We start from the raw sequence: 25,700 nt of genomic DNA, 5'->3' as shown, positions 1-25,700 counted from the left end.
ATTATAATTTTATTTGCTGTAACCACTTCTTATATACAGAAGTGGTTTTTTTATTGAGATAAATAGACATATAGGAAGGGGAATTATTAATGAAATTTTGTGAAAGATTATTTGATACGGTGCAGCCTGTTTGGGAGAAAAGTCATAATCATCCGTTTGTAGTAGGTATGGGGGATGGTACGTTGGAAAAAGACAAATTCCAGTACTATATTATTCAAGATTATTTATATTTGTTAGATTATGCAAAGCTATATGCAATTGGGGTTGTAAAGGCAACGAATCCACAAGTTATGGCAAAATTTGCAGAGCAAATTGATGGGATTTTAAATGGTGAAATGACGATTCATAAACAGTATGCAAAAAGACTTGGTATTTCTGCACAAGAGATGGAATCTGCGAAACCATCTGCTAAAAATTTAGCCTATACAAATTACATGATGTCTGTATCTCAAAATGGCACACTTGCAGAATTAATATCAGCTTTACTTCCATGTATGTGGAGCTATTGGGAGATTGGAAAGCGTTTAAATGATATTCCTGGAGCAAGAGATCATGAGTTCTTTGGAGAGTGGATTCAAGGATATAGTTCTGAAGAATACGGTAACCTTTGTATTTGGTTAATAGATTTATTAAATGAAATGGCAGTTGGAAAGTCAGAGGAAGAGCTAGATCGATTAGAGGAGATTTTCTTATATTCCAGCCGATTTGAATATTTATTCTGGGATATGGCTTATCGTAAGGAGATGTGGGGTTTTGAGGAGCAAGAACATACTACAGTTTCATAATGTTTCCTTTCATTATGATGAGAAACCAATCATCGATGAATTAAATGCTTCTATACAAGATAAAGAGTTTGTAAGTATTATCGGACCGAGTGGATGCGGGAAAAGTACTTTATTTCGCCTTATTACAGGCTTAGAAGAGGCAAGTACTGGACAGATAGAGCTGACAGAAACAAAGAGTCATTCTGTAGGGTATATGCCCCAAAAAGATATGCTCTTGCCGTGGAGGACGATTATTGAGAATGCGGCCCTGCCGCTAGAGTGCCAAGGTGTGCAGAAGAAAGAAGCGCAAGTAAAAGCGAAAGAACTGTTACATAAATTTGGTTTACAAGGGTACGAGAAAAAATATCCGAAAGATTTATCTGGTGGTATGAGGCAACGCGTATCTTTTATCCGAACTTTATTAACAGGCGGGGAGATATTATTGTTAGATGAACCGTTTAGCGCATTGGACGCTTTAACGAAGGCATCTTTGCAAGAATGGTTGTTTGAACAATGGAAAGAGTGGAAAAAAACAATTTTATTTATCACTCATGATGTTGAAGAAGCCTTGTTTCTTTCTAATCGAATTTTGGTTGTAGAAAATCAACCGATAGCAACTTTAACTGAGCGAATTGTGCCGCTTGATCGTAACCGAACAAGAAAAGATTTATATAAGCCTGAAGTATTAGCGCTTAAAGAAGAGATCCTTAGTATGTTACAAAAGCAGGTACTCGTATGATGAATCGCTTGAAGGAGTTATTACCTGCCCTCATATTAAGTGGGATTTTACTTGCTCTATGGGAAGTAGGCGCAAGAATTGTAGATGAGATGTACATTTTGCCATCACCTTCTGCAATTGTAATGAAGATATGGGCGCTGAAAGATATATTATTTACGGTTCATTTACCTGCAACGTTGTACGTTGTTTTAATAGGTGTTGTTATTTCTATCGTACTGGGCGTAGGGCTAGCAATGTTAATGAATGCGAGTACGTGGATGGAAAGAGCATTTTATCCATTATTAGTAGCTTCTCAAACAATCCCGATTACAGCACTTGCGCCACTATTTGTTTTATGGTTTGGATATACCATTTGGAGCAAGGTTGTTGTCACTGTCTTAATTACATTTTTCCCAATTGCGGTAAATACGTATGATGGGCTGCGTAGTACGAAGAAAGAATGGGAGGAGCTCTTAGTTACGTATGGTGCAACGAAAAAAGATATTTTTCTAAAGCTAAAGTTGCCATCTGCTCTTCCTTACTTTTTCTCAGCGTTAAAAATTGCCGTTCCGCTTAGTGTTATCGGAGCAGCAATTGGAGAATGGCTCGGTGCACAAGCTGGGCTTGGATATTTCAGTAAAAGAATGATGACGCAGTTAGACGGAGCTGGTGTGTTTGCACCAATTGTATTGTTATCATTATTAGCTATTTTCTTCGTCATACTTGTTTCGATATTAGAAAAGAAATTTATTAGTTGGAGGAAACATTCATGAAATTATTAAAACGCATCTTTGTGTTTACATTATTAGTTGCAATGATTGCAGGATGTTCGAGTAATTCAGCATCAGATAAGAATAAAACAGAAAAAGAAATAACAGTAATGCTCGATTGGTATCCAAATGCGGTACATAGCTTTATTTATACGGCAATTGAAAAAGGGTACTTTAAAGAAGAAGGAGTAAAGGTGAATATTAAATTCCCTTCTAATCCGACTGATCCATTAACGCTAGCGGCAGCAGGGAAAGTGACAGTTGGTTTGTATTATCAACCGGATGTTGTCATGGCAAAAGCAAATGAACAAATTCCAGTGAAATCAATTGGAGCTGTCGTACGTTCGCCGTTAAATCATGTTGTATCGCTGAAATCAGCAGGTATTAAGTCACCTAAAGACTTAGAAGGAAAAACAGTTGGATATTCTGGAACCCCTTTAAGTGAAGCATATTTAAAAACGATGATAAAAGAAGATGGTGGTAATCCAGATACAGTAAAAGTAGTTGATGTTGGATTCGATTTAGTACCAGCGCTAATTACGAAAAAAGTAGATGCTGTAACAGGAGCATATATTAACCATGAAGTACCTGTTATGCGTCATGAGGGTCATGAGCCGGCGTACTTTAATCCAGCTGATTACGGTGTACCGAATTATCATGAACTTGTATTTGTAACAGGTGATAAAACTTTGAAAAAGGATAAAGAAGCATTACAGGCCTTTTTACGTGGTGCGAAAAAAGGATATGATTTCATGAAGAAAAATCCGGATGAATCATTAAATATTTTATTAAATCATCAAGAAAAAGAAAATTTCCCGCTTGTACCAGAAGTTGAAAAAGAAAGTATGAAAATTTTATTAGAGAAGATGGAAACGAAAGATGAGCCATTCTTATCAGATTCAAAAGAGTCATGGGAGAAACAAAATAAATGGCTGAAAGAAAAAGGAATGACGAAAGAAATCGTTCCAGCCGATGAATTATTCGAAAACATTTTAAAGTAGGCGAATGAATATGAAAAATGAGCTCCATGTAATCTCAAATGGTCACATGCCATTCGAAGAGTTAGTGAATGTAGCGATGCAAATTGAGAGTGAGATTGATTATTTGCATATTCGTGAGCGTGAGAAAAGTACGAAGGAATTGTATGAAGGTGTGGAAAGTTTTTTGGAGAAAGGCTTTCCGGCATCGAAGATAGTGATAAATGATCGAATTGATATTGCTATTCTATTAAATATTCCGCGTGTGCAGCTAGGATATCGAAGCGCAGATGTAAGGTCGGTGAAAGAAAAGTTTTCTTATTTGCATGTTGGCTATTCAGTACATTCTTTAGATGAAGCGATAGTGGCATTTAAAGATGGAGCGGATTCACTCGTTTACGGTCATGTATTTCCAACTGCTTGTAAAAAGGATGTGCCAGCAAGAGGATTAGAAGAAATTGCTCATATGGCAAGATGTTTATCCATACCAATAACTGCAATTGGTGGAATCACTCCTGAAAATACAGGTGATGTTCTTGCAAATGGTGTAAGTGGCATTGCTGTTATGTCCGGGATTATAAGCAGTAGTAATCCGTATAGCAGAGCGAAATCTTATAAGGAATCAATAAGAAAGTGGGCGGAAAAACATGTGTAAGAAGTATGATGTAGCGATTATTGGCGGAGGTGTAATTGGTAGTTCAGTTGCACACTTTCTAGCAGAAAGAGGACATAAAGTAGCGATTATAGAGAAGCAAAGAATCGCATCTGAAGCTTCGAAAGCAGCTGCTGGTTTGCTCGGTGTTCAGGCAGAATGGGATGAATATGATCCGTTGTTTGAGCTTGCTAGAGAAAGCCGTGCTATATTTCCACAACTTGCAGAAGTTTTACGTGAAAAGACAGGCATCGATATTGGGTATGAGGAAAAAGGCATTTATCGCATTGCCCAAAATGAAGATGAGAAGGAAAGAATTCTTCATATTATGGATTGGCAACAGAAAACAGGTGAAGATTCCTGTTTTCTAACGGGGGATCGTTTACGGGAAAAAGAGCCATTTCTTTCCGAGTCAATTATAGGAGCTGTATATTACCCAAAAGACGGTCACGTTATTGCACCAGAGCTTACGAAAGCATTCGCACACTCCGCATCATTTTCTGGAGCTGACATATATGAACAAACAGAAGTGTTTGATATTCGTATTGAGAATAATAAAGTGACTGGGATTGTTACGAGTGAAGGTGTAATCACATGCGAAAAAGTCGTTATCGCTGGAGGGTCATGGAGTACGAAATTACTACATTATTTCCATAGTGATTGGGGTACATATCCTGTTAAGGGAGAGGTTGTTGCATTAAGAAGCAGGAAACCTCTCTTGAAAGCTCCTATTTTCCAAGAGCGGTTTTATATTACGCCGAAGCGCGGTGGCCGTTATGTGATTGGGGCAACGATGAAGCCTCATACGTTCAATAAATCTGTACAACCAGAAAGTATTACTTCCATATTAGAGCGTGCTTATACGATATTACCTGCTTTAAAAGAAGCAGAGTGGGAAAGTACATGGGCAGGATTAAGACCACAATCGAATCATGAAGCTCCTTATATGGGAGAGCATGAAGAAATAAAAGGTTTATATGCTTGTACTGGACATTATCGAAACGGTATTTTATTAAGTCCTGTTTCTGGTCAGTATATGGCTGATTTAATAGAAGGAAAGCAGGAGAATCACTTGCTAGATTCATTGCTTTCTAAATCGGTTTAGAAAGGGGATGGAAGTTTGAATTTAAAAATTAATGGTAATCAAATTGAAGTTCCAGTGAGTGTGAAAACAGTAGCTGAGCTACTTACACATTTAGAATTAGATAACAGAATTGTTGTAGTGGAGCGTAATAAAGATATTTTACAAAAGGATGATCATAAAGATACATCAGTTTTTGATGGAGACCAAATTGAGATTGTAACTTTCGTAGGAGGCGGTTGATTATGTTAAACATTGGACCATTTTCATTTCATTCTAGACTTTTATTAGGAACAGGGAAATTCTCTGATTTTGATGTACAGCAAAAAGCAATTGACGTTTCTGAGGCTGAAATTTTAACGTTTGCAGTACGTCGTATGGATATATTTGATGCGAAGCAACCTAATTTATTAGAGAAACTTGATGTGAAAAAATATACGTTATTACCAAATACAGCAGGAGCAAAAAATGCTGAAGAAGCTGTTCGAATTGCGAAATTAGCAAAAGCTTCTGGACTTTGTGACATGATAAAAGTAGAAGTTATTGGTGATGATAGAACGTTATTACCTGATCCGGTAGAAACGTTAAAAGCATCTGAAATGTTACTGGAAGAAGGATTTATCGTTCTACCGTACACATCTGATGATGTTGTATTAGCGCGTAAATTACAAGAACTTGGCGTGCATGCCATTATGCCAGGTGCATCACCGATTGGTTCAGGACTTGGTATTGTAAATCCATTAAATTTAAGTTTCATTATTGAACAAGCGACAGTACCAGTTATCGTGGATGCTGGTATTGGTAGCCCAGCTGATGCGGCATTTGCGATGGAATTAGGAGCAGATGGTGTGTTATTAAATACGGCTGTGTCGGGGGCAAAAGATCCTATTAAAATGGCATACGCTATGAAATTAGGTATTGAGGCAGGACGATTAGGGTTTGAAGCGGGCCGTATTGCACGTAAACGTTGTGCAACGGCAAGTAGTCCTTTAGAAGGAATGAGCGTAGTTGAATAATCGATATTCTCGCCAAGAACTATTTTCTCCAATTGGAGGAGAAGGACAACAAAAGATAAGAGAAAAGCATGTACTTATTATCGGTGCAGGTGCATTAGGTAGTGCAAATGCAGAGATGTTTGTAAGAGCTGGCGTTGGCACAGTAACAATTGTTGACCGCGATTATGTGGATTGGAGTAATTTACAAAGACAGCAATTGTATGCAGAGAGTGATGTAGAGAATAACCTTCCGAAGGCTGTGGCGGCAAAAAAACGTCTAGAAGAGATTAATAGTGAAGTAAGAGTAGAAGCTCTCGTTCAAGATGTAACAGCTGAAGAGCTAGAAGAACTCGTTACAAATGTTGATGTAATTATCGATGCGACTGATAATTTCGAAACGCGTTTCATTGTGAATGATATATCGCAAAAATATTCTATTCCATGGGTTTACGGGGCATGTGTAGGAAGTTACGGTCTTTCTTATACTATTATGCCAGGCAAAACGCCATGTTTATCTTGTTTATTACAATCGATTCCGCTTGGCGGAGCGACATGTGATACAGCGGGGATTATATCACCTGCTGTATCTCTTGTCGTTTCTCATCAAGTAACGGAAACACTTAAACTGTTAGTAGAAGATTATGACTCGCTTCGAGATGGGCTTGTATCATTTGATGTATGGAAAAATGAGTATTCATGTATGAATGTGCAAAAGCTTCGTAAACATAATTGTCTATCATGTGGTGAGCAAGCATTATATCCGTATTTAAATAAAGAAAACACTTCAAAAACAGCAGTGTTATGCGGGAGAAATACAGTTCAAATTAGACCACCTCATAAAGAAGAAATGAATTTTGAGCAATATAAAGAATTGCTAAATAATCGCGTGAATGATTTGAATGTAAATCCATATTTATTATCATTTTCTGTTGAAGAAAAGAGATTAGTTGCTTTCAAAGATGGTCGTGTACTTGTGCATGGAACGAAAGATATAAGTGAAGCGAAAACAATTTATCATCGCTATTTTGGATAGAAAAGGATGAGTGGGATGAAAGTGAATAAAGCTTTAACGATTGCAGGATCTGATAGCGGAGGCGGCGCTGGAATTCAAGCAGATTTAAAAACTTTCCAAGAGCTGGGTGTGTATGGAATGACGGCTATTACAGCAATTACTGCTCAAAATACGCTTGGCGTTCAAGGGGTATATCCTGTTTCTTTAGAAGGAATTACGGAACAGCTGAATTCAATTGGTACGGATTTAACACCAGATGCTGTGAAACTAGGGATGCTATTTAGTAGTGAAATTATTCGAATTGTTGCAGAACATATTAAGAAATTTGGCTGGAATAATATTGTACTAGATCCTGTTATGATTGCTAAAGGCGGAGCATCATTATTACAACAAGAAGCAGTACAAGCATTAAAAGAATATTTATTGCCACTAGCAACTGTTGTAACACCGAATGTTCCTGAAGCAGAAGTGTTAACTGGGATGGAGATTCAAAATATAGAAGATAGTAAAGAAGCTGCGAAAGTATTGCACGAATTAGGGGCTAAATATGTGCTTATGAAGGGCGGACATGCAGAATATCAAGGTAATGAAGTAATCGATTTACTCTTTGATGGTGAGCAGTTTATCGAATTTAGAAGTGAACGAATTCCTTCAAAGCAAACGCACGGAAGCGGATGTACATTCGCGTCTGCAGTTACAGCAGGACTTGCGAAAGGATATTCAATTGAAGAGGCAGTTCAAGAAGCAAAACGATTTATTAGTATAGCGATTGAAGAGCCATTGAATATTGGTAGTGGTCATGGGCCGACGAATCATTTTGCTTATAAGATGAATAATACACGTGTATAAAGACATGAGAAGCCAGTTTGTTAACTGGCTTTTTTATGTTTGATTTTTCCAAATACAGGAGTGATATATTAGCCAGAATACATTTTTTGTAATACGCTGAGTCCAAATGTATGGAGCGGGGGAATCTTTCAATGTTGAAAGTAGGGCTACTCTCAAGGCCCGAATCCGACAGCTAACTTCGTAAGCGTCTTGAGAGAGGGCGGTGCCATGATGGATATATCACTTCGTCGGTCTGATTAGTATAGGAGAATATCAATCTATGTTTGAGTTCTTTTATGCTAAGGAGGATGAGGTACATGGAATTAACGCTTATTTGTGTTGGAGAAGAAAATAAGGTAAAGAGTTTAAGAGAGCGAATACTGAGTGCAACAAGCTATGCACTTCATGTAATTCGCTCTTTCTATTTCACATTTAAAGGGTCATATTTATGAAAAAGAAAGAAAAGACAAGGAAACAGATGAAAGAATATTAATAATACGTAATGTAAGCGCTTAAATGATAAAATATTTTCTTATTTTCAGTAATTTGCCTCTTTACAAGTTAAATATAGAGGAGTATATTTACTCTCATGAATCATTCATGAAATTTCCAAAAAAAACCTAAAATCGCTGAGTTCCAGAAATGGAGCGGGGGAACCAATTTTGTGCATCGTCACTTGGGGTGAATCTTTCAATTTTGAAAGTAGGGCTACTCTTTAGGCCCGAATCCGACAGCTAACCTCGTAAGCGTTTAGAGAGGAGGTTTACTTTGTGTTGTTCGTTTCGAACACTAAGTAGAGCTTAGTGTTCTTTTTTTGATAACTATATGGTAAATTTTAACAAAAAGTGAGGGGTAGTTATGTTAGATGTTGTAATGATCGGGATTTTTGTTGGGTTAGTCGCATCGATGGTAAGTCTTGCAAGTTGGTCAGATAAAGTTGTGAAAGAAGGGAAGCAATCATGATGATTGCCTTATCGGTTATTGTTGCAGCGATTACGGTGTACTTAGTGTACGCATTATTAAATCCAGAAAAGTTTTAATTAGGGGGAATCATTCATTATGATTTGGGTTGCAGTCGTTATTACAATGCTCTTGTTTATTTTAGTAGCAAAGCCAATGGGGATTTATTTAGAGAAAGCCTTTCAAGGTAGCAAAAAGCTAGATAAAGTATTCGGGCCTTTTGAAAAACTTATTTTTAAAATTACGGGTGTAAAAGCATACAATCAAACGTGGAAACAGTACGCATTATCATTAGTTTTACTCAATGGATTTATGATTGTCGTCGTATATTTCATTTTCAGATTACAAGGTGTATTGCCATTAAATCCAGCGCATATTGAAGGGATGGAGCCTACGCTCGCTTTTAATACAGCGATTAGTTTTATGGCTGATACAAACTTACAGCATTACAGCGGTGAAAATGGTTTATCTTATTTATCACAATTAATCGGGATTACATTTTTAATGTTTGCGGCACCAGCAACGACGTTAGCCATCGTTATGGCATTTATAAGAGGGCTCGCTGGAAAAGAACTTGGTAACTTTTTCGTTGATTTTACGAGAGCGTTAACGAGAGTTTTTCTTCCTATCGCATTTATTGCGGCGTTAGTCTTCGTCGCACTTGGTGTACCACAAACGTTAGATGGGGCGGTTACAGCACAAACAATTGATGGTGCGAAGCAAAGTATTTTACGTGGTCCAGTTGCATCATTCGTTTCCATTAAGGAACTTGGAAATAACGGCGGAGGATTTTTCGGAGCAAACTCTACACATCCTTTCGAAAATCCAGGGCAAATGAGTAATATTTTGCAAATGATGCTTATGATGTTATTGCCAACAGCACTTCCATTTACGTACGGAAGAATGGTAGGAAATAAAAAACAAGGACGTATCCTTTTCGTTTCACTATTTATGGTGTTTTTACTCGGATTTATAACGATTACTACATCTGAATTAAATGGTAATCCGGCATTAAATGGAATGGGTATCGAACATGTACAAGGAAGTACAGAAGGAAAAGAAGTGCGATTTGGAACAGTATTTTCTTCACTATACGCAACAGTAACGACAGCCGCTGAAACAGGGGCCGTTAATACGATGCATGATACGTTAACACCAATTGGAGGATTAGTACCACTCGTAAATATGATGTTGAATACAGTATACGGTGGTGTTGGAGCGGGCTTTATTAATATTATTATGTATGCAATTATTGCAGTCTTTATATCTGGATTAATGGTCGGAAGGACACCAGAGTTTTTAGGTAAAAAGATTGAAGGTAAGGAAATGAAATTAATTGCAGTAACGATTCTATTTCATCCATTACTTATCTTAGGATTTTCAGCATTAGCTCTTTCAACAAGTTTAGGGACGGATGCAATTTCTCATTCAGGTTTCCACGGTTTAACGCAAGTTGTATATGAGTATACATCATCAGCTGCGAATAACGGATCTGGATTTGAAGGATTAGCAGATAATACACCGTTTTGGAATATTACGACTGGTTTAGTTATGTTTTTAGGACGCTATTTCAGTTTAATTACGATGCTAGCTGTGGCAGCTTCGTTGAAAGAGAAGACGGTAGTACCAGAAACAGTCGGAACGTTCCGTACGGATAATGGTTTATTTGGAGGAATCTTTATTGGAACGATTGTAATTGTTGGTGCGTTAACATTTTTCCCGATGTTAGTACTCGGCCCAATTGCAGAATTTCTTACATTGAAGTAATGGAGGGTAAATGATGAGACCGGTAGTAGTAAAAGAAAAACAAGTAAATCAGTCACAAATACATGCTGTAGAAGATGAGGTTAGACAAGCGAAAACGTTGGATCGTGATATCGTGACGCATGCGATGAAACAATCCTTTGCGAAATTGAATCCAAAAGTAATGATAAAGAATCCTATTATGTTCATTGTGGAAATTGGATTTATAATAACGCTACTTTTGTCCTTTCTTCCAAGTAGTTCGAGTAGCATACCAGGATGGTTTAATATAACAGTTTCTCTCATTCTATTATTCACAGTTTTATTTGCTAACTTTGCAGAAGCGTTAGCTGAAGGTCGTGGTAAAGCACAAGCAGATTCTTTAAAACAATCGAAAAAAGATGTATTTGCAAATGTTGTAAAAGAAAATGGAGACATTGTTCAAGTTTCAGCAACTGATCTGAGAAAAGGTGACGTTGTTATTGTAAAACAAGGAGAAATGATTCCGAATGATGGTGAAGTAATTAAAGGATTAGCGTCTGTAGATGAATCTGCAATTACAGGGGAATCAGCTCCTGTAATAAAAGAGGCGGGCGGTGACTTTTGTTCAGTAACAGGCGGAACGATGGTCGTAAGTGATGAGATTACAATTGTAATTACGAGTAATCCTGGTGAATCATTTATTGATAAAATGATTTCTTTAGTAGAAGGAGCTGCTCGTCAAAAAACGCCGAATGAGATTGCTTTAAATACAGTATTAACGAGTTTAACGCTTATTTTCTTAATCGTTGTTGTGACGTTGCCGATTTTCACAAATTATTTAGGGTTTCAAATTGATACAGCTGTACTTGTAGCGTTGTTAGTTTGTTTAATTCCAACGACAATTGGCGGGTTATTATCAGCGATTGGTATTGCCGGGATGGACCGTGTGACAAAGTTTAATGTGCTAGCAATGTCAGGGAAAGCAGTAGAAGCTGCGGGTGATATTAATACAATTATTTTAGACAAAACGGGTACGATTACTTTCGGGAACCGGATGGCACATACACTGCTTCCTGTAGGAAATGAAACGATTGAGCAAGTAGGAAAATGGGCTGCCATTAGCTCAGTTTTAGATGAAACACCAGAAGGTCGATCTGTTATTGAGTATGTGAAAGGGAAATCAATATCATATAATAGAGAACTTGCAGAACAAGGTGAATTTGTTCCATTTAAAGCAGAAACGAGAATGAGTGGTGTTGATTTACAGGACGGAACGAAAGTGAGAAAAGGAGCTGTCGGTGCCGTTATTGAATGGGTTCAATCGCAAGGTGGAACAATTCCGAAAGATGTGAATCAAAAAGCAGATTTAATTTCAAAAGAGGGCGGGACACCGCTTGTAGTTGCAGTAGACGATCGTATTTACGGTTTAATTTATTTAAAGGATACAGTAAAACCTGGTATGCGTGAACGTTTTGAACAATTACGTCAAATGGGAATTAAAACAGTTATGTGTACAGGTGATAATCCTTTAACAGCAGCAACGATTGCCAAAGAAGCAGGGGTAGATGAATTCGTTGCCGAGTGTAAACCAGAAGATAAAATCGCGGTTATTAAAGCTGAGCAAGATAAAGGAAAACTTGTAGCGATGACAGGTGATGGTACAAATGATGCTCCGGCATTAGCACAGGCAGACGTTGGATTAGCGATGAATAGTGGTACGACAGCTGCAAAAGAAGCAGCGAATATGATTGATTTAGATTCGAATCCAACGAAAATTATTGAGGTTGTAGGAATCGGTAAGCAATTGTTAATGACGCGTGGGGCGTTAACGACGTTTAGTATTGCGAATGATATCGCGAAATATTTCGCCATCATTCCAGCGATGTTTACACTTGCGATTCCGCAAATGGAAGCTTTAAACATTATGAAATTAACATCACCGCTTTCAGCAATCTTATCAGCATTAATATTTAATGCAGTTATTATTCCATTACTCATTCCGTTGGCGATGAAGGGGATTGCATATAAGCCGATGAGCTCGAATGCATTGCTTAGCCGAAACTTACTCATTTACGGGCTTGGCGGAGTTATCGTTCCGTTCATTGGAATTAAAGTAATTGATATGATTGTGGGCTTGTTCATATAAGGAAGAGGGGAAAAAAGATGGCGAAAAAACAAAGTATACTTTCACCAATTATTCGTATTACTTTTACGTTCTTAGTGTTGTGTGGACTTGTATATCCGCTTATTGTAACCGGTATTGCGCAAGCGGTAATGAAGGATAATGCGGATGGAAGTCTTATATATAATGATAAAGATGAAGTAGTTGGTTCAAAATTAATCGGTCAAAATTTTACAGATCCACGTTATTTTCATGGACGTGTCTCTAGTATAGAATATAAAGCAGAAGCATCTGGTTCAAATAACTATGCACCGTCTAATCCAGATTTAGAGAAACGAGTAGAGAAAAGTATTGAAGGCTGGAAGAAACAAAATCCAACCGTTCCAGTTACAGAAGTACCGATAGATTTAGTGACGAATTCAGGTTCAGGGCTTGATCCTGACATTAGTCCAAAGGCGGCGTCTGTGCAGGTAGATCGCATCTCTAAATTAACGAATATTCCGAAAGAAAAGTTAAATCAATTGATTAAGGAACAAACAGAAGGTGCTGCACTCGGTTTGTTTGGAGAAGATCGCGTGAACGTCTTAAAGTTAAATTTAGAATTACAGAAACTAATGAAATAGTAACAGTGCTACCTCAATCTAACGGATTGAGGTAGTGTTGTTTCGCAAGAAAGGTTGTGAGTGTTTTGTATGCGGATGATTATAAACCGACGTTTCAAAGGCGAACGCCAGAAGAGTATTTAGAATATATTCGTCAGCAAAATCGCGGGAAGTTAAAGTTGTACGTAGGTGCTGCTCCAGGGGTAGGGAAAAGTTATAAGATGCTCTATGATGCTAGAGAAATGAAAAAAGATGGTATTGATATTGTAATTGGTTTAATTGAAACACATGGGAGAATAGAGACGGAAGAAGCAATTGCTGATTTAGAAAAAGTTCCGTTAAAAGAAATTTCCTATAAAGGAAAGGTATTTTATGAGCTTGATGTGGAAGGAATTATAAAGCGTGCGCCGCAAGTAGTTGTAGTAGATGAACTTGCCCATAGTAATATACCAGGTTCCAAACATAAAAAACGTTACATGGATGTTCAAGAATTGCTAGAGGCTGGCATATCGGTATTATCAGCATTTAATATTCAACATTTAGAGAGTGTTCATGACATTGTAGCTCAAATTACGAATGTAAAAGTAAGAGAGCGTATCCCGGATTTTATTTTGCAAAAAGCAAATGAAATTCAACTCGTTGATGCAACGCCGGAAATGCTAAGGAAGAGATTAATAGATGGAAAGATATATAAGGAAGAAAAAATTCAACAAAGCTTACAAAACTTCTTTACGCTTAATAATTTAGGGGCACTAAGGGAATTATCGCTTCGCGAAGTTGCAGATGATATGGATGAGAAAATCAGCCAAACAGTTATAGAACCGATTGGTGTAAAGGAAAAAATTCTCGTTTGTGTGCAATATAGTTCGACAGCGGAGAAATTGATAAGACGGGGATGGCGCATGGCTGATCGGTTAAACGCTGAATTGTATGTCTTAAATGTAGAAAGGGAAAATATAGATTCCCTTTCAGCAGGGAAAAAGCAAATAATTGAAGAATGGAAATCGCTAACGAATCAATTTGAGGCGAGCTTTGTATTAGAAGAAGCGAAAGGAAGAAAGCCAGCTGATGTTATTATCGAAGTTGCAAAAAGACTACAGGTGACACAAGTTTTACTCGGGCAATCGGCGAGAACACGGTGGGAAGAAATACGAAAAGGTTCTATTGTAAATGAAATTATGAGACAAACGAAGTATATTGATATTCATATCGTTGCTGATCAAAGAGCTTAAAATAGAGACTGGATTGTTGAGGAGTCTCTATTTTTCTTTTTTTCAAGCCTTTTGAATATAATTTCTAAAAGAACTCATATATAATAGAAAAAGATACTTAACATAGTGAATAATTAAAGAGTCAATATATATAAAGAGGAGAGAGTAACATGCTTGAAAATACGGGATTAGTATTAGAAGGCGGCGGTATGCGTGGTGTATATACGGGCGGGATACTAGAATATTTTATGGAACAAGACTTATATTTTCCATATGTAATCGGTGTATCAGCTGGTGCTTGTCATGCAGCGTCGTATCTTTCCAGACAAAGAAATAGAAATAAAACAGTAAATATTGATTATGCATCACATCCGAAGTATTTATCATATAAAAACTTATGGAAAAAGCGTCAATTATTTGATATGGATTTCATTTTTCATGAAATTCCAGAAAAGCATGTCCCATTTGATTTTGACACATACTTTAATAGTCCAGAGCGTTTTCTTGTAGGAACAACGGATTGTGAAACGGGACAACCCATTTATTTTGAAAAAGAGGGAACAAATGATGATGCGCTAAATTTATTGCAAGCGTCTAGTTCATTGCCATTTATTGCACCGGCAGTAAATTACCGGGGTAAGCAATTGTTAGATGGCGGGATTTCTGATCCGATTCCGGTTCGTAAAGCACAATCGGACGGGTTTAAAAAATCAGTCGTTATCTTGACGAGAAACCATGGTTATGCGAAGAAAAAATCAAAATTTGGATGGATTGCAACGAAAGCTTATAAAAAATACCCGAACCTTGTTAACACGATGCTAGCTCGTTATGAAGTGTATAATGAAACACTTCACTACATTGAAAAAGAAGAACAAGCTGGTAATTTATTTGTTATTCGCCCAGAAGTACAGCTTCAAGTAGATCGTATGGAAAAGGATACGGCTAAATTACAAAATCTATATGAGCAAGGCTATGAAGATGCGAAGAGACAGTTTGCAGATTTACAGGCGTTTTTGCAAAAATAAGTATTAGGCTGTGGAGAAGAAGTTCTCCGCAGTCTTTTTTATTATTGATCTATAACTGAATGCCATTTTAGAAGCAGATATATATTTTTTAGTTATGGTATAATATGGATAAAATTTTGTGGAGAGGTGATACATATGGAAAATGTATATAAGGGGCTTAGACATACTGGATTTACTATGATACTTATTTTTGGTGGTGTATTTTTACTTCGCTGGTTCATCCATGATGAGATGCTACTGGACCAGCTTATTAGGTTTAGTGTAGGAATGATGATGGTTATTTCATCAGTTTTCATTCAAAAGTATAGTACAGAATTACAGGTAGATGAGAGGTATTAGAAATTGTGAGCGCCCTTTATATTTGGAGGGGGGCTTTTTTATTTGTAAAAAAATCCCTCTTTATGAGGGATTTTAATGTGGTAAGAAAACTAATTGATAAGCGAACAAGATTCCGAATAAATACACAAGCGGGTGAACAGCACGGAATTGTCCTTTTGCCACTTTCATAAGTGGGTATGAAATAAATCCAAGTGCAATTCCTGTTGAGATACTTGATGTCAGTGGCATGCTTAAGATTACTAAAAATGCTGGGAATGCTTCATCGAACGTATCCCAATCGATGTGGCGAACTGAGCCCATCATAAGACTACCAACGATAATTAATGATGGTGCTGTAATAGCTGAAACGCCAGAAACAGCGCTCACTAACGGTCCGAAGAATGCTGCTAATGCAAATAGAACAGCTACTGTAATTGTTGTTAAACCAGTACGGCCACCAGCTGCAACACCAGCAGATGATTCAATGTAAGCCGTTGATGGTGTTGTTCCGAACATAGCTCCAATTGTTGCTGAGAATGAGTCAGATAGAAGAGCTCGTCCTGCTTTTGGAAGCTTTCCATCTTTCATAAATCCACCTTGTTGTGCTACACCAAGTAATGTTCCGGTTGTATCAAATAGTGTAACAAGGAAGAATGAGAACACAACGCCGTATAATCCGTAATTAATTACATCAGATACAGCAGTAATTGGATTTGAAACGATAATTCCTTCTGGTAATCCAGGCATTGATGTAACGCCGTTTGAGAATGTTAATTGACCTGTGAAGTAAGCGATAATACCAGTTAATAACATTCCGATAAATAGTGCCCCGTTTATATTTAAAGACATAAGGACAATTGTAATTCCAAGGCCAGCTAATGCTAGTAGAACTGGAGCAGAGTGAAGATCGCCAAGCCCAACTAAGTTTGCATCATTTTTTGTAACAATTCCCGTTAAGCGCAAACCGATAAAAGCAATAAAAAGACCGATACCAGCAGTAAGTGCATGTTTTAAGTTTTCAGGAATTACTTCCATTAATTTCGTACGGAAAGATGTGAATGATAACAAAATTAAAATCATACCTGCTACGAATACAGCAGAGAATGCAATTGCGAAAGTCATGCCTTCATGAGCTTTTACAACAGAATAAGAGAAGTAAGCATTTAATCCCATACCTGGTGCAATTGCGATTGGTAAGTTTGTAAAGATTGCCATAAATAATGTTCCGACAACAGCGGCGATAATTGTAGCTGTAAATGCTTGTTCAAATGGAACGCCTGCATCCCCAAGGATGACAGGGTTTACGACAATGATATATGCCATTGTTAAAAAGGTAATAATACCTGCCATAATTTCAGTTTTAATAGAAGTTTTATGTTTTGAAAGGTTAAACATATAAACATCCTTTCTTTTTACGAATAATTTTCACAACAGTTATATATAATATTCGTTTTTTAACTATTTTGCAATAGTTTTGCATAAAAACTTTAGAACAATTCATATTTTATGTCTTAAATTCGAATATTAACCGTGCAAATGAGCATGAATTGCGGTTTTTTATGTGTAAGTAGTTTTTAATATTGTGCACATTATAAGGGAAAAGGAGTTGAAGGAAGTTATGCCACAGCAAAAAAACTTTTTAACGATGCCAGCGCAACATCAAAATAAACAGCCTGGCATTGAATCGTTAATGAATCCTCGTCCAAAGTTTGAAGATCCTAATTATAAAGGAAGCGAAAAGTTAAAAGGAAAGAATGTATTAATTACAGGGGGAGATAGTGGGATTGGGAGAGCTGTGTCCATCGCTTTTGCAAAAGAGGGAGCAAATATTGCGATTGCTTATTTAGATGAGGACGAAGATGCAAATGAGACGAAACAATTCGTTGAGAAAGAAGGCGTGAATTGTGTATTGCTGCCGGGGGATTTAAGTAATGAGCAACATTGTAAAGATATTGTAGAAGAGACCGCCCGGCAGCTGGGGAGTTTAAATGTTCTTGTGAATAACGTCGCACAGCAATATCCGCAGCAAGGGCTAGAGTATATTACAGCGGAACAGTTAGAAAAAACGTTCCGTATTAATATTTTTTCTTATTTTCATGTTACAAAAGCAGCGCTCTCTCATTTAAAGCAAGGGGATGTAATTATAAACACGGCATCTATCGTTGCGTATGAAGGAAATGAAACGTTAATTGATTATTCTGCAACGAAAGGAGCAATTGTCGCTTTTACAAGATCGCTATCTCAGTCGTTAGTACAAAGAGGAATTCGTGTAAATGGTGTTGCACCAGGCCCAATTTGGACACCACTTATTCCATCCAGTTTTGATGAGAAAAAAGTATCACAGTTTGGGAGTAATGTTCCTATGAAAAGGCCTGGTCAGCCGTATGAAGTAGCGCCTGCATATGTATATTTGGCGTCTAGTGATTCGGCATATGTAACGGGACAGATGATGCATGTAAATGGTGGAGTAATTGTGAATGGATAGTTTTCATTTATAAGAGCAAAGTAAAGTTAATTGCATTTATCCCGCTATTTGCGGGCAGTAAGACTCCTACCTCGAAATTCGGCGAATGCAAGGAAGTTAGGTGGGAGATAACAGCCCGCAAATAGCGGGAGTGGTGAAGGCTAATACTTAGTGGGGGATGGACAAACCCCCCACCGAGTAAAGTTTCACTTTATTATGATGTTAGTGCTAGGGAGGATTTAGATGAAGAAAGTATGGTTTATCGTAATCCTATTTTTCTGCCTGCCAGCTAGCGTTTTTGCTAATACAGATCATTTAATATTAGTTAACCTAACGACGAATCAGCTGTCTTTTTTTGAAGATGGAAACTATACTAGAACATTTCCGATAACGACAGGAAGAGATAGCACCCCGACGCCTGAAGGGGATTTTTGTATTATAACTAAATATAAAAATAAAGAATACCATCGTAAAAAAATACCTGGGGGTGCACCGAATAATCCTCTCGGTACGAGATGGCTAGGTCTGGATAAAAAGGAATATGCCATTCACGGGACAAATCGTGAAGGAACGATTGGAAGCCGGGAGTCGAATGGTTGTATTCGCATGCACGATCGGGACATACAATGGTTATACGACCGGGTACAATTACAGACAAAAGTAATTATTTCTCGTTTTCATACGAGTCCCGAATATGAAGCTTATAAGCTTGGTTATCGTGTTGTGAGCTGGAATGGTCGTAAAGTAGAAGAAGAACAAATTGGAATGCTTACGTTAGTAGATCGTGTAAATATATATTGGCAAGAACCAAATGGACAATTAACGAAAGTGAAAACGGTATTGCCAACTGAAAAATACGCAGTGTATTCCAAACGAAAAGATGGAACCTATTATATAGGAAACAATTTGTATATTGTAGAGGAAACGGCAGAAAAAATTCGTTATGAGCAATTACCTTATTCGATTTTAAGTAACATATATAAAAGGAAATATAATGTTCCATAATAGCTACCGTGTATAGGCGGTAGCTTATTTGTGATGAAGTTTAGTTGGTTTTAATGATTTCATACCAATCGTGTGCCTGCAAATAGTGAAATGAAAAAATTGAAACAGCAACTATTATGTTTTGCTGAATATAATACAGTACAGACTGGGGGGCGGTCACATTATGAAAAGTGAATTTGCATTTAAAATTTTCTTAATCACGACTTGTTTATTTATCGTGTATGTATATGCGTTACTCGTCTTCTCCTTTTATGTTCCATATGTTGATTTAATATTGTTCGTCGGATTTATTTGGGCATTTGTTAAAGCGAGGGAAGGGGAGAAGAGTGTATATCGACGCATTACTTTATGCGGGACGGTCCTTCTCGTTATTTTGTACTTTTTTATGATGCATGATTTTTGGAGGGGAATGTAAAAAAGCATACGACTAATCGTATGCTTTTACGTTTAATATTTCGGTTTAAATGTATGACAACACGTTTCTACACTCGTTGTTACAGAACTTTCAAGCGTCCCGTTTGTTAAAGCAGCGCTTATATACGAACTGTTTTCAATTTGACCTGCTTCTTGTGCATCAGGTTGAACAACGATTGCACTTGCTTGACAAAGGTTACCTTGTCCCCAAAATGAGCAATTGGAAACAGAGCATTTCACTTCTGGCATAAAACCCCCTCCTTATACATTAGTGTGGGATTTTACACGCATTTCATGTATAGAAGGAGTTTCCTTTTCTCATTATTTTTTCGTTTGCTCAAGCCACTCTTTTAATTTGTCTTCCGGTTGTTCGCCGCTAATACGGCTCACTTCTTTACCATCTTTAAAATGAATGATTGTTGGAGTACCTTTAATTTTATATTCATCCCAAGGAGCATCTAATTTTTCAATATCCATAACTTTCATATCAACTTTCAAGTCTTTAGCCATTGGTACTACGATAGGAGATAATTTTTGGCAATGAACGCAAGATGTTTGATAAAAGTATACTGTTTCTTCTTTTTTATCTTCTATATTTTTATTGAGATTCTCAAGAGAAATTTTGTTTGTGTAGTAATCTTTTTCAGTTGTTGATACGTTTTTCTTTTCCATTTGTGTTACAGCGAAAATTGCTGCAAATAAGACGATAATAATACCGCCAAATATAAGCATTTTTTTCATTCTTTCATCTCCTTATTTGTTTTTAATTACAATAAAGCTGCAAATAGCGATTGTGATAAAGCCAATAAGAGCTAAAAACGGGATTGTCACAAAGCCGAACCAGTTTATGTATTCTCCCGTACAAGGTACGCGTCCGCAAGCTGCTCCTGCAGCTGATAGTGCTGAAACTTTTTGAATTGCATAATGATATAAAGAAATACAAGCACCAATACTTGCAATTGGTAAGGAATAACTTGCAATACGATAATCTTTTTTTACTACAGCAATGCCGAGCCATAAAACGAATGGATACATAAAGATACGTTGATACCAGCAAAGGACACAAGGCTCAAATTTCATGATTTCGGAAAAGTATAGGCTACCTAGCGTAGCAATAAAAGAAGCTCCCCATGCAGTAAATAAAGCATACTCTTGCTTTTTTTCTCGTCCCATATTTTATACCTCACTTATAATAGTTACATACTAAATTATAGTATGAAGTAGTACAGAAAAGAAAGAGAAAATATGTTTATCAATAAAAGTTTTGTAAAAGGAAACTTTTATTGATATAAAAATGTTCAAAAAAGCGCCATTCTCTAAGAGAGAATAGCGCTATATTTTACATTTGAATTTGCTCTACTACTTCTTCTACATGTGACTTTTGGGATGCATGGTCAATATATTGAAATAGGAGCTGCAATTGTTTGTCAACTTCTGGCAATTCTTTACTGTATTGATAAGCGTGTAAAAAGTGTTCAATACGCTTAGAAAATAGTTGATCATTCGTTTGAACCATTAAAACGAGTAGTTTATCCCAATTACAGCAATACGTGTAATAGAGAGCTTTGTCATAGTCGTTATATGTTTGCACTGTGTTACCCTCCTTACCGAAGAGTTATATATAGTGTGTGATAAGCGAGGAGAAATACACTTGAAAGAATTTGTTAAGAAAAAAAGTGAATGAAAAGAAAAAAAACGAGGAGTCTCCTCGTTTTTTAAGCTTTTGGCATTGGCGTAGGTGTTGGTTTCCCATATCCTTCTTTGTATTTATTATCAATATAATTACGAATTTCAAGCGTTGATTTTCCTTTTTGTTTCATCGAAGCAGATTCAACTGCGATTTCTAAGCAATTTACACAAGTTGTTGCATGGGAATCCCAAACAACTTCACCATTCTTTTTGATTTCACGAATAAAGCAATTTTTATTATTTTTATGTCCTACACTTTCACCACAACCGCAGTAACAAGGAATCCAATCCAATAATTCAGCATTTTGTCCAGCGACAGTATAGATGTCTTTCATTTGTGGATCAAGTTTGTCTAGGAAGGCCGGAAGTGTGTCGACTCCTTTTGTCTTTTCTTGAATGTCAGCTTGCTGAGTATGTGATGCGTGGTCATGATCTTCTTTTGATTCAGAAGATTTTTTTTCATCTGTACCAGTACTCCCGCATCCAGTAAGAATTAAGCTCAGTACTACGAGTAAAGAAAATACATACTTTTTCATTCGCTTGTCCCCTTTACAAATGTATTAATAAAATTGTATCAAATATCATGGGGTGTCGGGAGAAGATTTTTTCGACTTATTTTTGAAGCGCCATCGTAGTGAATGGAATAGAAATAAGATTGGGATATAAGCGTATACAATATATAACCCAGCTTGAGACAGTACTGTATTTAATGTGTTGATACTTTCACGGTTTGTGAAAAACAAGGATGAAATAAATATAGCTGCGATAAAAAATGGCAGTGTAATGTTAAATGGTATGTGAAAAGATTTCTTAGAAATGCAACAAGAAGACCAAATTGTTAAACAAAGGTTAGGTAAAATAATAAGATACCATAAAAAAATAATAATGTACTCAAACCTTTGGATAAAAGGAACCTTAATAATTTTTAGCATCGTTAATGTTGGCCAAATTGTATGATGTAGTTGTCCTTGACTATAGTACATAAGGGAAACAAGCGCTAATATTACGTATAGAATGGTTGTAAAAGCAATACCGCTATGTGCCCATTTATTTAAGGATTTTCCTTTTTTAATAAATGGATAAAAGATAAGGATTGCTTCAAAGCCAAGAAATTCTAATGCAGATGCTTTCGCTGAAGTTAGAATGTCTAAAGGTGAATGAGTGAGAATTGGGAAAATGTTACGGACATGTGCATATTTCATTGGGAAAACTAAGAAAAATAGTACGAAAATCGGTATTATGACGCCCCAAAAACAGATTCCTGTTACAGAGCGGAATCCACCTTTTATTACGTAATATGTTACGAGTAAAAATAATAACGTTAATTTCCACGGTTTAATTGTAGGAAAGACCCAAACTTGAATGACTTCAATATATGTACGAAGAACAGTAAGGCAAAATAATAGAAGATATGCAGCAAAGCACACGGAAAAAAATGTTCCAATCCACCTTCCGAAACATGTCGTATGAATATTCATTAAATCATTATCTTTTTCTAACATTTTAAGCATGCAAAATAACACGATATGAGTTGCAATACCAGCGACAATAAGGGAAATCCAAGAATCATAACCGGCATATTGCGCAATAATTCTTTGGTATCCTAACACACCTACTCCGATTTGAAGGGAGTGTAATAGAAGGAATGTGAAATAAGGGGAAACAGTATGTGTTTTATCTTGTTCAGTCACTATAGCACCTCACTATTCTCCAATACCAGATTGCACGACATTGATTTGCACATGAACAGCAACGTCTACATTAGGGTACATTTCTTGAATTTGTTGTATAGTCCATTTTCTTGAATGACTACGAATTTCTTCTCGTATACCTATTGGATCGATTTCTTTTTCTTGGAATTGTTTTATTAATTCGTTTAAATGCTTCTCAAGCGTTTTTTCTACATGTTTTTTTACGTAAGTTATATTTTCGTTCTTTGCTAAATCGAGCCAATCGGGAGCATTTTTTATAAGTCCATTTAACTTTAAGTAGATGTTAACTTTCGGAATGTCACCGTTTTGGGAAAGAGAACAAAAACTTTTTCCAGATAAGTTTTGAGTAGCGATCAATCCTTTATGTTTACCTTGACGTATCGGAACTTCGTAACGCCCATTTTTAGTTGGATTAATGAGTAATTTTAATAAAAAAGATCCTTTTTTATCTGTGTACATAACCACTTTATCCTTTTTTAAAAAAGCAAGTCCTTTAATGGAAGCGGATTGATCTTCATCAACTTTAATATAAGGAAGAAATGGATCGCATCCAGATGAATAAAAGTTATATAAAAAAATATTTAAAGCTGTCCGAGGGATTGTCTCGGTTTCTATATTTTGCTCCAGTAAATCAGATAGATATAGCGATCCATTCGTTTTGACATGTTTAAGTAATTCTTCTGTTGAACCATCTACAAGCGCTAGTTGCACATCTCGGCCAATATTAGGATCACGTTGTAAGTTGTTAATAACATCCCCAATTCCACGTTCACCAAATGATTTTCCAAATAGGACAACACGCATTTGACCTACAGCGATCGTATGTGGTGATTTGGCGTTTAGAAGTGAAGATATTGTTTCAATGGTACCTGCAGTTGTTGATTGAGTTTGAGGCTTTGATTGCACGCCTCTTGTGTAATCGGGATAGAGAATCGTCCCGCGAAATTTTTTATCTTTCGTTATATCAAATCCACCTACATGAATAATTCGCTGTGTGTCTACTATATTTGGTTGTGTACAGCCGGATTGGAAAATTAAAATGATAATGGAAAAGCATAATAAAGTATTTTTCATTTCTCTTCACCATCATGTTTTTCTTTCGCTTTGTTTGGATCATAGCGCCATTTCTTTTTTGGTCTTAGAAAAGAGGCACGTCCTGCAGTTTGACTAAATGGCAAGCGAAAGAGGCCTTCGGCTGTCCCTAAACCGCGAAATGGATATAAAGGTAATAAATAAGGTGATCCAAGTGATTTTAAGCGAATTAAATGAGCTAATATGAATACGAATCCTACAATGAGACCTAAGCCTCCAAATGCACCAGCTAAAAGAATAAGTGGAAATCGTAGTATCCGGATAGTAGAAGACATTTTTACAGTTGGTGTTGTAAAAGAAGCGAGTGCTGATAAAGCAACTGCAATTAATAAAATGGTACTCGTTAAAGCAGCCTGAACAGATGCTTGGCCAATTACAATCCCGCCAACGATGCCGATTGTTTGTCCAACTTTTGTAGGTAATCGTGCTCCAGCTTCACGGAGCAATTCGATTGTGATTTCTAAAAAAAGTGCTTCTAAAATGGGCGGAAACGGTACATTAGCTCTTGAAAAAATAATCGGACCTAGTAAATCCGCAGGAATCATTTGATAGTGATACGTTAATACAGCTGTATAAATAGCTGATGAAAATAGCGAGAATGCTGCTCCGAAAAAGCGAACCATTCGAAGAAATGAGCCTGCTATCCATGGTAAATAATAATCTTCTGGAGAGACGAAGAAATCGAGTAATGTCGCTGGTCCAGCTAATGCGTAAGGTGAACCGTCTGTTAAAATGACAACGCCTCCATTCAGTAATGCGTACACGGATCGATCTAACCGCTCTGTAGGTAGTAAAACAGGGAAGGGAGAGTTACTATTATCGCTAATAAACTGTTCAATCATAGTTGCATCGAAAGGAACATCAAAGTCAATGTCTTGTAGGCGCTGCATCGCAGTATTAACGTGCTGCTCATTCGTAATACCTTCGATATAAGCAACTACGACTTTTGTTTTTGATATAGAACCAACTATAACTTCTTTGAAAACTAATTGTTCTGTGACAATATTTCGGCGAAGTAAGTGTATATTTGTATCAATATTTTCAACAAATCCAACTTTTGGACCGATTACACTATATTCATTTTCTGTATCGTTATATAACCGTGTACCTAAAACTGAACTTTCAGCACGAATAAGTGCATATTCTGCTGAGGGAGAATCATTTTTTAGTTGTATAAGTACATACCCGCTTAATAATTTTTCACGAATGTCATCAATAGTAGGGCCAGTGATAATCTCCTCAAGTGTGACGATATTTGCTATATCACTTATATTTTCAATGTGATCTAATTCTCTTTTAATAGGTGTTAAAATGAATCGATTAATGAGGAGTGATTCGGCTGTAGATTTATAATAAAACAAACACAATGTTCCATCGTCTACTACGTTATAAGACACGAAATCACTGGATTCTTTCATAGTGTGGATAAACTCCGGAATAGAACAGATTGTTTTTGTATTCTTTTTAGACGAAAGAAACATTTTCTCACCCCTTACCTACATTATTTATTTATGTTAGTTTTTGGGAAAGGCGGGAATTTATACTTGAAAATTGAAAGTTCATA

The 25,700-nt window shown here is 36.7% G+C and carries 31 protein-coding genes and 2 riboswitches; of the genes, 22 read left to right on the top strand and 9 right to left on the bottom strand.

Annotation, left to right across the window (positions count from 1 at the left end):
• The first annotated feature begins 89 nt into the window (after window positions 1–89).
• The 19 genes from tenA (at window position 90) to ACE38F_RS24045 (ending at window position 15,781) form a co-directional block, all read left to right on the top strand.
• A complete protein-coding gene (gene tenA, locus ACE38F_RS24135; protein WP_341307656.1) occupies window positions 90–785 on the top strand; it encodes a thiaminase II in 696 nt (231 codons plus the stop codon).
• Window positions 754–1,503, top strand: coding sequence for an ABC transporter ATP-binding protein (locus ACE38F_RS24130; protein ID WP_215555286.1), 750 nt, complete (start codon window positions 754–756; stop codon window positions 1,501–1,503). The genes tenA and ACE38F_RS24130 overlap by 32 nt, the downstream gene beginning before the upstream one ends.
• Complete coding sequence (locus ACE38F_RS24125; RefSeq protein WP_215556560.1) at window positions 1,503–2,255, top strand: ABC transporter permease; 753 nt, start codon at window positions 1,503–1,505, stop codon at window positions 2,253–2,255. Before ACE38F_RS24130 ends, ACE38F_RS24125 begins: the two co-directional genes overlap by 1 nt.
• The gene (locus ACE38F_RS24120; RefSeq protein ID WP_215555287.1) at window positions 2,252–3,253 is read left to right on the top strand and encodes an ABC transporter substrate-binding protein; all 1,002 of its coding nucleotides are present in this window, start codon (window positions 2,252–2,254) and stop codon (window positions 3,251–3,253) included. Before ACE38F_RS24125 ends, ACE38F_RS24120 begins: the two co-directional genes overlap by 4 nt.
• 10 nt (window positions 3,254–3,263) lie before the next feature.
• Window positions 3,264–3,884, top strand: a complete 621-nt coding sequence (gene tenI, locus ACE38F_RS24115; RefSeq protein ID WP_375371097.1) for a thiazole tautomerase TenI — start codon at window positions 3,264–3,266, stop codon at window positions 3,882–3,884.
• Complete coding sequence (gene thiO, locus ACE38F_RS24110; protein WP_375371098.1) at window positions 3,877–4,986, top strand: glycine oxidase ThiO; 1,110 nt, start codon at window positions 3,877–3,879, stop codon at window positions 4,984–4,986. Before tenI ends, thiO begins: the two co-directional genes overlap by 8 nt.
• Before the next feature lie 15 nt (window positions 4,987–5,001).
• Window positions 5,002–5,205: a sulfur carrier protein ThiS gene (gene thiS / locus ACE38F_RS24105; RefSeq protein ID WP_033718047.1), complete on the top strand. Its 204-nt coding sequence runs from the start codon at window positions 5,002–5,004 to the stop codon at window positions 5,203–5,205.
• A 2-nt stretch (window positions 5,206–5,207) separates the two neighbouring features.
• On the top strand, window positions 5,208–5,978 hold the full coding sequence (gene thiG, locus ACE38F_RS24100; protein ID WP_215555290.1) for a thiazole synthase: 771 nt from the start codon (window positions 5,208–5,210) through the stop codon (window positions 5,976–5,978).
• Window positions 5,971–6,990 carry a thiazole biosynthesis adenylyltransferase ThiF gene (locus ACE38F_RS24095; protein WP_215555291.1) on the top strand — a complete coding sequence of 340 codons (1,020 nt, stop codon included), beginning with the start codon at window positions 5,971–5,973 and terminating at the stop codon, window positions 6,988–6,990. Before thiG ends, ACE38F_RS24095 begins: the two co-directional genes overlap by 8 nt.
• Before the next feature lie 6 nt (window positions 6,991–6,996).
• Entirely contained in the window at window positions 6,997–7,818 is an 822-nt protein-coding gene (thiD, locus tag ACE38F_RS24090) for a bifunctional hydroxymethylpyrimidine kinase/phosphomethylpyrimidine kinase (RefSeq protein ID WP_375371099.1), read from the top strand.
• Window positions 7,819–7,902: 84 nt separating this feature from the next.
• A riboswitch (cyclic di-AMP (ydaO/yuaA leader) is annotated at window positions 7,903–8,021 on the top strand.
• A 93-nt stretch (window positions 8,022–8,114) separates the two neighbouring features.
• A complete protein-coding gene (locus tag ACE38F_RS24085; protein WP_375371100.1) occupies window positions 8,115–8,249 on the top strand; it encodes a hypothetical protein in 135 nt (44 codons plus the stop codon).
• A gap of 165 nt (window positions 8,250–8,414) precedes the next feature.
• A riboswitch (cyclic di-AMP (ydaO/yuaA leader) is annotated at window positions 8,415–8,560 on the top strand.
• Window positions 8,561–8,655: 95 nt separating this feature from the next.
• Window positions 8,656–8,760: a SipW-dependent-type signal peptide-containing protein gene (locus tag ACE38F_RS24080; RefSeq protein ID WP_127814081.1), complete on the top strand. Its 105-nt coding sequence runs from the start codon at window positions 8,656–8,658 to the stop codon at window positions 8,758–8,760.
• Window positions 8,757–8,837 carry a K(+)-transporting ATPase subunit F gene (kdpF, locus tag ACE38F_RS24075; protein ID WP_000972378.1) on the top strand — a complete coding sequence of 27 codons (81 nt, stop codon included), beginning with the start codon at window positions 8,757–8,759 and terminating at the stop codon, window positions 8,835–8,837. Before ACE38F_RS24080 ends, kdpF begins: the two co-directional genes overlap by 4 nt.
• Before the next feature lie 19 nt (window positions 8,838–8,856).
• Window positions 8,857–10,524: a potassium-transporting ATPase subunit KdpA gene (gene kdpA / locus ACE38F_RS24070; protein ID WP_375371101.1), complete on the top strand. Its 1,668-nt coding sequence runs from the start codon at window positions 8,857–8,859 to the stop codon at window positions 10,522–10,524.
• A 13-nt stretch (window positions 10,525–10,537) separates the two neighbouring features.
• On the top strand, window positions 10,538–12,628 hold the full coding sequence (kdpB, locus tag ACE38F_RS24065) for a potassium-transporting ATPase subunit KdpB (RefSeq protein WP_199673164.1): 2,091 nt from the start codon (window positions 10,538–10,540) through the stop codon (window positions 12,626–12,628).
• Between the two features lie 17 nt (window positions 12,629–12,645).
• Window positions 12,646–13,227: a K(+)-transporting ATPase subunit C gene (gene kdpC, locus ACE38F_RS24060; protein WP_375371102.1), complete on the top strand. Its 582-nt coding sequence runs from the start codon at window positions 12,646–12,648 to the stop codon at window positions 13,225–13,227.
• Between the two features lie 56 nt (window positions 13,228–13,283).
• Window positions 13,284–14,438 (top strand): KdpD-like non-kinase potassium sensor, encoded by a 1,155-nt coding sequence (gene kdpDN / locus ACE38F_RS24055; RefSeq protein ID WP_375371103.1) that lies wholly within the window; start codon window positions 13,284–13,286, stop codon window positions 14,436–14,438.
• Between the two features lie 149 nt (window positions 14,439–14,587).
• The gene (locus ACE38F_RS24050) at window positions 14,588–15,442 is read left to right on the top strand and encodes a patatin-like phospholipase family protein (RefSeq protein WP_375371104.1); all 855 of its coding nucleotides are present in this window, start codon (window positions 14,588–14,590) and stop codon (window positions 15,440–15,442) included.
• A 135-nt stretch (window positions 15,443–15,577) separates the two neighbouring features.
• Window positions 15,578–15,781, top strand: a complete 204-nt coding sequence (locus ACE38F_RS24045; RefSeq protein ID WP_375371106.1) for a hypothetical protein — start codon at window positions 15,578–15,580, stop codon at window positions 15,779–15,781.
• 72 nt (window positions 15,782–15,853) lie between these two features.
• Here ACE38F_RS24045 and ACE38F_RS24040 read toward each other — a convergent pair whose 3' ends face one another.
• A complete protein-coding gene (locus ACE38F_RS24040; protein ID WP_375371107.1) occupies window positions 15,854–17,155 on the bottom strand; it encodes an NCS2 family permease in 1,302 nt (433 codons plus the stop codon).
• A gap of 223 nt (window positions 17,156–17,378) precedes the next feature.
• Here ACE38F_RS24040 and ACE38F_RS24035 point away from each other — a divergent pair, with 223 nt between their 5' ends.
• From ACE38F_RS24035 to ACE38F_RS24025, 3 genes are all read left to right on the top strand, one after another.
• Complete coding sequence (locus ACE38F_RS24035) at window positions 17,379–18,245, top strand: SDR family oxidoreductase (RefSeq protein ID WP_375371108.1); 867 nt, start codon at window positions 17,379–17,381, stop codon at window positions 18,243–18,245.
• 222 nt (window positions 18,246–18,467) lie between these two features.
• Window positions 18,468–19,229, top strand: coding sequence for a L,D-transpeptidase (locus ACE38F_RS24030; protein WP_375371109.1), 762 nt, complete (start codon window positions 18,468–18,470; stop codon window positions 19,227–19,229).
• A gap of 163 nt (window positions 19,230–19,392) precedes the next feature.
• Window positions 19,393–19,644 carry a hypothetical protein gene (locus ACE38F_RS24025; RefSeq protein WP_078174067.1) on the top strand — a complete coding sequence of 84 codons (252 nt, stop codon included), beginning with the start codon at window positions 19,393–19,395 and terminating at the stop codon, window positions 19,642–19,644.
• A gap of 32 nt (window positions 19,645–19,676) precedes the next feature.
• Here ACE38F_RS24025 and ACE38F_RS24020 read toward each other — a convergent pair whose 3' ends face one another.
• The 8 genes from ACE38F_RS24020 to ACE38F_RS23985 all read right to left on the bottom strand — a co-directional run bounded on the left by ACE38F_RS24020 (window position 19,677) and on the right by ACE38F_RS23985 (window position 25,617).
• Window positions 19,677–19,892, bottom strand: coding sequence for a DUF1540 domain-containing protein (locus ACE38F_RS24020; protein WP_375371110.1), 216 nt, complete (start codon window positions 19,890–19,892; stop codon window positions 19,677–19,679).
• Window positions 19,893–19,964: 72 nt separating this feature from the next.
• Window positions 19,965–20,384, bottom strand: a complete 420-nt coding sequence (locus ACE38F_RS24015) for a thioredoxin family protein (RefSeq protein WP_375371111.1) — start codon at window positions 20,382–20,384, stop codon at window positions 19,965–19,967.
• Window positions 20,385–20,396: 12 nt separating this feature from the next.
• Window positions 20,397–20,816 (bottom strand): disulfide formation protein C, encoded by a 420-nt coding sequence (locus ACE38F_RS24010; RefSeq protein WP_002116351.1) that lies wholly within the window; start codon window positions 20,814–20,816, stop codon window positions 20,397–20,399.
• A 166-nt stretch (window positions 20,817–20,982) separates the two neighbouring features.
• On the bottom strand, window positions 20,983–21,234 hold the full coding sequence (locus ACE38F_RS24005; protein WP_002150460.1) for a YhdB family protein: 252 nt from the start codon (window positions 21,232–21,234) through the stop codon (window positions 20,983–20,985).
• Window positions 21,235–21,358: 124 nt separating this feature from the next.
• A complete protein-coding gene (locus ACE38F_RS24000; protein ID WP_215555303.1) occupies window positions 21,359–21,868 on the bottom strand; it encodes a PCYCGC domain-containing protein in 510 nt (169 codons plus the stop codon).
• 45 nt (window positions 21,869–21,913) lie between these two features.
• Window positions 21,914–23,023 (bottom strand): GerAB/ArcD/ProY family transporter, encoded by a 1,110-nt coding sequence (locus ACE38F_RS23995; protein WP_375371112.1) that lies wholly within the window; start codon window positions 23,021–23,023, stop codon window positions 21,914–21,916.
• A gap of 12 nt (window positions 23,024–23,035) precedes the next feature.
• The gene (gene gerYC, locus ACE38F_RS23990) at window positions 23,036–24,118 is read right to left on the bottom strand and encodes a spore germination protein GerYC (protein WP_215555305.1); all 1,083 of its coding nucleotides are present in this window, start codon (window positions 24,116–24,118) and stop codon (window positions 23,036–23,038) included.
• On the bottom strand, window positions 24,115–25,617 hold the full coding sequence (locus ACE38F_RS23985) for a spore germination protein (RefSeq protein WP_215555306.1): 1,503 nt from the start codon (window positions 25,615–25,617) through the stop codon (window positions 24,115–24,117). The genes gerYC and ACE38F_RS23985 overlap by 4 nt, the downstream gene beginning before the upstream one ends.
• Window positions 25,618–25,700: the final 83 nt, after the last annotated feature.

The organism is Bacillus altaicus, assembly GCF_042136375.2.
GTDB classification, from domain to species: domain Bacteria; phylum Bacillota; class Bacilli; order Bacillales; family Bacillaceae_G; genus Bacillus_A; species Bacillus_A cereus_U.
Note: the sequence above shows the minus strand (reverse complement) of the source record. Positions and strands in the feature narration are given on the sequence as shown.